This is a genomic window from Kitasatospora sp. NPDC057015, assembly GCF_042673745.1.
In the GTDB taxonomy this organism is placed as follows: Bacteria; Actinomycetota; Actinomycetes; order Streptomycetales; family Streptomycetaceae; genus Kitasatospora.
The window spans coordinates 1-7,430 of record NZ_JBHUSG010000102.1 but is presented as its reverse complement, the minus strand read 5'-3'; the positions used below and the strand labels follow the sequence as shown (position 1 = coordinate 7,430).

The window sequence follows — 7,430 nt, the reverse complement described above, 5'->3', positions numbered from 1 at the left end:
TTGGCGTAGAGTTCGCGGCCCATCCCGACCCGCTGTGAGCCCTGACCGGTGAACAGGAACGCCAGCTTCCCGCCGTCCGCCCGACCCGACACCACACCCGCGTGGTGCTCGCCGGCGGCCAGCGCCCGCAGCGCGTCCGCCCGCTCGCCCCGGTTGCCCGCGACCACGACCGCCCGGTGCTCGAACAGCGCCCGGGACGCCAGCGAGTGCGCGACGTCCGCGTCGTGCAGGTCGTCGTCGGCCGCGATCCGCTCCAGCAGCCGCCCGGCCTGGCCCTGCAGCGCCGCGCCGCTCTTCGCGGACAGCACCCACGGCACCGGCGAGGCCGGCTCGGGGCTCGGCGCGGCGCCCTCCGTCACCCCCGGCTCCTCCAGGATGACGTGCGCGTTGGTGCCGCTGATGCCGAACGCCGACACGGCGGCCCGCCTCGGGTGGCCGTTGGCCTTCCACGGCTGGGCCTGCGTCAGCAGCTCGACGGCGCCGGTCGACCAGTCCACGTGCGGGGACGGCGCGGAGACGTGCAGGGTCCGCGGCAGCGTCTCCTCGTGCATCGCCATCACCATCTTGATGACGCCGGCCACGCCCGCGGCCGCCTGCGAGTGCCCGATGTTGGACTTGATCGAGCCCAGCCAGAGCGGCTTGTCGGCCGGCCGGTCCTGGCCGTAGGTGGCCAGGATCGCCTGGGCCTCGATGGGGTCGCCGAGGGTGGTGCCGGTGCCGTGCGCCTCGACCGCGTCCACGTCGGCGGTGCGCAGCCCCGCGTTGGCGAGGGTCTGGCGGATCATGCGCTGCTGGGCGGGCCCGTTGGGCGCGGTGAGCCCGTTGCTGGCGCCGTCCTGGTTGATCGCGCTGGCCTTGAGCACGGCCAGTACGCGGTGGCCGTTGCGCCGGGCGTCGGAGAGCCGCTCCAGCAGCACCAGACCGGCGCCCTCGCTCCAGCCGGCGCCGTCGGCCTCGGCCGAGAAGGGCTTGCTGCGGCCGTCGGGGGCGAGTCCGCGCTGGCGGCTGAACTCGATGAACGGGGCCGGGGTCGCCATCACCGTCACGCCACCGGCGAGCGCGAGGTCGCACTCGCCGCGGCGCAGCGCGTGCGCGGCCAGGTGCAGGGCCACCAGCGAGGAGGAGCAGGCGGTGTCGACGGTGACCGCCGGGCCCTCGAAGCCGAAGGTGTACGAGACCCGGCCGGAGGCGACGCTGCCCGCGCTGCCGTTGCCGAGGTAGGCCTCGAAGCCCTCCGGCGCGTCCCGCAGCCGCCAGCGGTAGTCGTTGTACATGACGCCGGCGAAGACGCCGGTCTGGCTGCCGCGCAGGGTCGTCGCGTCGATGCCGGCCCGCTCGAAGGCGTCCCAGGCGGTCTCCAGCAGCAGGCGCTGCTGGGGGTCGGTGGCGAGCGCCTCGCGCGGGGAGATCCCGAAGAAGTCGGCGTCGAAGTCGGCCACGTCGAGCAGGAAGCCGCCCTCGCGGGCGTAGGCCGTGCCCTCCTTCTCCGGGTCCGGGTCGTACAGCGCCTCCAGGTCCCAGCCGCGGTCGTCCGGGAACGGGCCGACGGCGTCCACGCCGTCGTCGACCAGCCGCCACAGGTCCTCGGGGGAGCGGACCCCGCCCGGGTAGCGGCAGCCCATGCCGACGATCACGACCGGGTCGTCGTCCAGGACGGCGGCCTGCACGGTGACCTGGACGCCGGCGGTACCGGTCACCTGCTGCACCAGGTAGCCGGTGAGGGCGCGCAGCGTCGGGTAGTCGAAGACGAGCGTGGCCGGCAGCCGCAGGCCGGTCGCGGAGTTGAGCCGGTTGCGCAGCTCCACGGCGGTCAGCGAGTCGAAACCGAGCTCCTTGAAGGCCCGTTCGGCGTCGATGCTCTCCGAGGTGGCGTGGCCCAGCACCATGGCGACCTGCGCCCGGACCAGGTCCAGCACCGCGTGCTCGCGGTCCTCGGCCGGCAGGGCGCTCGTCCGCTGCGACCACGAGCCGGCGTCCGTGCCGCCGCCGGCGGCCAGCGCGCGGCGGGCCGGGATGCGGACCAGCGAGCGCAGCAGCGGCTGGGTGAGCGCCGCCCGGCGCAGCGCGGGCAGGTCGATCTGCACCGGTACGGCCAGGGCGCGGTCCCCCGACAGTGCGGCGTCCAGCAGGGCCAGGCCCCGGTCGGAGGGCAGCGGCACGATGCCGCCGCGGCCCATCCTGGCCCGGTCGGCGTCGGTCATCGCCGAGGTCATGCCGCTCGCCTGCTCCCACAGGCCCCAGGCCAGGGACAGCGCGGGCAGGTCCTGCGCCCGGCGGTGGTGCGCGAGCGCGTCGAGGAAGGTGTTGGCGGCCGCGTAGTTGCCCTGCCCGGCGTTCCCGGTGAGGCCGGTGACGGACGAGAACAGGACGAAGTGACGCAGCTCGGAGTCGAGTTCGGAGGTGAGCTGGTGCAGGTGCCAGGCGGCGTCCACCTTCGGCCGCAGGACGGTGTCCAGCTGGGCCGGGGTGAGGCCGGTGACGACGGCGTCGTCCAGGACGCCCGCGGTGTGGAAGACGGCCGTCAGGGCGTGCTCGGCCGGGACGCTCGCGAGCAGCTCCGCCAGCGCCGGGCGGTCCGCCACGTCGCAGGCGGCGAGCCGGACGTCGGCGCCGAGCGCCGTCAGGTCCGCGAGGAGCTCGGCGGCGCCGGGCGCGTCCGGCCCCCGGCGGCTGGTGAGCAGCAGCCGGCGGGCGCCGTGCTCGGTCACCAGGTGGGTGGCGAGCAGCCGGCCCAGGGTGCCGGTGGCGCCGGTGACCAGGACGGTGCCCTCCGGGGCGAAGGTGCCGCCCGCCGCCGCGGGGGCGGTGGACGGGTCGCGCACCAGTCGCGGTGCGAACGCCGCGCCCTGCCGGACGGCCGTCTGCGGCTCGCCGGTGGCCAGCGCGGCCAGGACGGTCTCGGGCAGGCCGTCGGCGGTGTCGATCGGCGCGGCGGCGTCGTCGTCGAGGTCGCAGAGCACGATCCGGTCGGGGTTCTCCGACTGCGCGGTCCGCAGCAGGCCCCAGACGGGGGCGTGCACCAGGTCGGTGACGTCCTCGCCCTCGCCGACGCTGACCGCGCCCCGGGTGAGCACCAGCAGCTTGGAACCCGCGAACCGGTCCTCGGCCAGCCAGGTCTGAAGCACCGTCAGGGTCCGACGGAGGGCTGCGGAGGCCAGTGCGGGGAGCCCCTCCGCCGCGGCGGAGGCGACGGTCGAGGAGGGCAGGGCCAGCACCACGACCTCGGGCTCGGCCCCGGCCGCCACCGAGGCGAGGTCCGGGTCGGCCGGGTCCAGTACGGCCAGCGAGGCGGGCCGCTCTGCGGCGGGCAGCGGCACCGGCACCCAGTCGACGCCGAACAGGCCGTCGCGCGGCTGCTCGGCGGTCAGCGCCGCGATCTGCACCGGGCGCAGGACGAGGGACTCCACCGAGGCCACCGGGGTGCCCTGGGCGTCGGTGGCGGTGAGGGCGAACGAACCGGTGCCGTTCGGGGTGAGCGACACCCGCAGGACGGTCGCGCCGGTGGCGTGCAGCGACACACCGGACCAGGCGAAGGGCAGCGGGACGCCCTCCTCCGGCGCGGGCGCGTCCCAGAGCGGGGCCAGCACCGCGGGGTGCAGCGCCGCGTCCAGCAGGGCCGGGTGCAGTCCGTAGCCGGTCACGTCGGTCTGCTCGCCGAGCGCGACCTCGGCGAAGAGCTCGCCGCCGCGCCGCCACAGGGCGCGCAGGCCCTGGAAGACCGGCCCGTACTCGTAGCCGTGCGCGGCGAGCAGCCCGTACGCCTCGGTGGTGTCCACCGGGGTGGCCCCGGCGGGCGGCCAGGCCGTGACCGGTACGCCGGCGGGTGCGCCGGTGCCGAGGACGCCGAAGGCGTGCTGGCTCCAGGGGCTCTCCTCGGTCGGACGGGAGTGCACCGCCAGGGCGCGGCGGCCCTGCTCGTCGGGCGCGGAGACCGTCACCTGCACCTGGACCGAGGCGCCGGCCGGCAGCAGCAGCGGTGCCTGCAGGGTGAGTTCCTCCAGCAGGTCGCAGCCGGCGTGGTCCCCGGCGGTGACGGCCAGGTCCACGAACGCGGTGCCGGGCAGCAGGACGGTGCCGGCGACCGCGTGGTCGGCCAGCCACGGGTGGGTGCGCAGCGACAGCCGGCCGGTGAGCAGCAGTGCGCCGCTCTCGGCGGCGGTCAGGGACGCGCCGAGCAGGGGGTGCGCGACCGACCCGAGTCCGAGCTGCTCCGGGTCGCCGCCGCCGGCCGCCGGCTCCAGCCAGTAGCGCTGCCGCTGGAAGGGGTAGGTCGGCAGGTCCGGCAGCGGGCCGCGGGGCGCGGGCAGCCGCCAGTCGACGTCCAGGCCGCGGGTGTGCGCCTCGGCCAGGGCCAGCGGGAAGCGGTCGCCGTGGTCGCGGCGCAGCGTGCCGAGGACGGCGGCGGGCCGCTCGTCCAGGGTCTGCTGGAGGCCGATGGTCAGTACGGGGTGCGGGCTGGCCTCGATGAAGAAGCGGTGGCCGTCGGCGTGCAGCAGCTCGACGGTCTCCCGCAGCCGCACCTGGTTGCGCAGGTTGCCGTACCAGTAGTCGGCGGTGAGGGTGGTGGTGTCGATCGGCCCGGCGCTCACCGTCGAGTAGAAGGCGACGTCGGTGGCACGGGGGGTGACGCCGGCGAGCGCCTCGGTGATCCGCTCGCGCAGCGGCTCCACGTGCACGCAGTGCGAGGCGTAGTCCACCGGGATGCGGCGGGCCCGGATGCCCCGGGACTCGCAGTCCGCCACCAGTGCGCCGATCGCGTCGGCCGCGCCCGAGACCACGGTCGTCGCGGGGCCGTTGATGGCGGCGACGTGCACGTCGGTGCCGTCGAGCAGGGCCTCGACCTCGGCGGCCGGCAGCGGCACCGAGGCCATGCCGCCGGTACCGGCGAGCGCGGTGATGGCCTGCGCGCGCAGGATGACGGTACGGGCGGCGTCCTGGAGGGTGAGCGCTCCGGCCGCGTACGCGGCGGCGATCTCGCCCTGCGAGTGGCCGACCACGGCGTCCGGGACGATGCCGTGGTGGCGCCAGAGCTCGGCCAGGCCCGTCATCACGGCGAACAGCACCGGCTGGATGACGTCGACCCGCTCCAGCAGCGCGGGGTCGGGCTCGGTGAGCAGGTCGGTCAGGTTCCAGTCGGCGTGCTCGGCGAACGCCTCGGTGCAGGCCGCGACGTGGGCGGCGAACACCGGCTCGGTGGCCAGCAGGTGGCGGCCCATCTCGGGCCACTGCGAGCCTTGGCCGGGGAAGACGAACACCGTCTTGCCGGTGAGCGGGCTGCCCGTCACCAGGGCCGGGTGCGCCTCGCCCTCGGCCAGTGCCGCGAGTGCGGCGGCCACCGTGCCGGTGTCCTCGCCCGCGCCGCCCGTCCAGACCACCGCGCGGTGTTCGAAGGTGGCGCGGCGCAGCAGCGCGTACGCGGTCTCCGGCGCGTCGGGCGCGGCGGCGGCGCCGATCAGCTGGCGGGCGTGCGCGCGCAGGGCCGGCTCGGTCCGCGCGGACAGGACCACGGGGACGGTGGGGGCGGGCTGCTCCGGCGCGTCAGCGGCCGGGCGGTCGGCCGCGGGGGCGGCCGTGGGGGCGGCCGTGGGGGTGGCCTCCTCCAGGATGAGGTGGGCGTTGGTGCCGCTGATGCCGAAGGACGAGACGCCCGCGCGCCGCGGCCGGCCCGGGGTCTCCCACGGGCGGGCCTCGCTGAGCAGGGCGACCGCGCCGGCCTCCCAGTCGATGTGCGGTGAGGGCTCGTCCGCGTGCAGCGTCTTCGGCAGCTCGGCGTGCTGCATCGCCATGACCATCTTGATGACGCCGGCCACGCCGGCGGCCGCCTGCGAGTGCCCGATGTTGGACTTCAGCGAGCCCAGCCAGAGCGGCTGGTCGGCCGGCCGGTCCTGGCCGTAGGTGGCCAGGATCGCCTGGGCCTCGATGGGGTCGCCGAGGGTGGTGCCGGTGCCGTGCGCCTCGACCGCGTCCACGTCGGACGGCGCGAGCCGCGCGTTGGCCAGCGCCTGGCGGATGACCCGCTCCTGCGACGGCCCGTTGGGCGCGGTGAGCCCGTTGCTGGCGCCGTCCTGGTTGATCGCGCTGCCCTTGACCACGGCGAGGACGCGGTGGCCGTTGCGCCGGGCGTCGGAGAGCCGCTCCAGCAGGATCAGGCCGGCGCCCTCCGCCCAGCCGGTGCCGTCGGCGTCGGCCGAGAACGCCTTGCAGCGGCCGTCGGGCGACAGCCCGCGCTGGCGGCTGAACTCCACGAAGATCCCGGGCGTGGCCATCACGGTGGCGCCGCCCGCGAGTGCCATGTCGCACTCGCCCTGCCGCAGGGCCTGCGCGGCCAGGTGCAGGGCCACCAGCGAGGAGGAGCAGGCGGTGTCGACGGTGACCGCCGGGCCCTCGAAGCCGTAGGTGTACGAGATGCGGCCGGAGGCCACGCTGACGGTGTTGCCGGTCAGCAGGTAGCCGTCCATGCCCTCCGCGGACTCGTGCAGGCGGGGGCCGTACTCCTGCGACATCGCGCCGACGAAGACGCCGGTGGCGCTGCCGCCGAGGGCCGCCGGGTCCAGCCCGGCGTGTTCGAACGCCTCCCACGAGGTCTCCAGCAGCAGCCGCTGCTGCGGGTCCATCGCGGCGGCCTCGCGCGGGGAGATGCCGAAGAAGGCCGGGTCGAACTGCGGTGCCTCGTAGAGGAACCCACCGCTGCGGGCGTAGGTGGTACCGCTCTTGTGCGGATCCGGGTCGTAGAGGCCGGCGAGGTCCCAGCCGCGGTCCTCGGGCAGGTCGGAGATGGCGTCGCGGCCCTCGGCGACCAGGCGCCACAGCGCCTCCGGTGAGCCGGCGCCGCCCGGGTAGCGGCAGGCCATGCCGACGATCGCGATCGGCTCGTCGTGGGTGACCGCCGAGACCACCTTGGCGTCCGCCGGGCCCTCGGACAGCTCGGTGCGGAGGTGGCGCACCAGCGCCGCCGGGGTCGGGTGGTTGAACAGCAGCCCGGACGCCAGCCGCAGGCCGGTGGCCGCGTTCAGGCGGTTGCGCAGCTCCACCGAGAGCGCCGAGTCGAAGCCCAGGTCCTTGAAGGTCTGGGTGGGGTCGATCGCGTCGGGGGTGGCGTGGCCGAGGGTGATGGTCATGTCGGTCAGCACCAGGTCGCGCAGTGCGGACTCCAGTGCCTCCGGGCCGAGCGCGGCCAGCCGCTGGGCGGCGGTCAGCTCGGCGGGGTCCGTCTCCTCGACGGGGGCCGGGGCGGCCGCGCTCGACGCGCCCGTGGGGCGCGGAGCGGCGACACCGTCCAGCCAGTGCCGGCGGCGCTGGAACGCGTACGTCGGCAGGGCGGTGCGGGCTCCCTGCGTGGGCCAGGTGGTGGTGTGGCCGGTGGTGTGGGCGGTGGCGGTGGCGGTGTGGAGGGTGTGGGTTTCGGGGCGGTTGGGTCGGAGGGTGGGGGT

The 7,430-nt window shown here is 76.0% G+C and carries 1 protein-coding gene; it reads right to left on the bottom strand.

Features of this window, described 5'->3' with window-relative positions:
• Positions 1-7,430, bottom strand: a 7,430-nt coding sequence (locus ACFTWP_RS40980; protein ID WP_380270291.1) for an SDR family NAD(P)-dependent oxidoreductase, incomplete at both ends; no start/stop codon positions are given.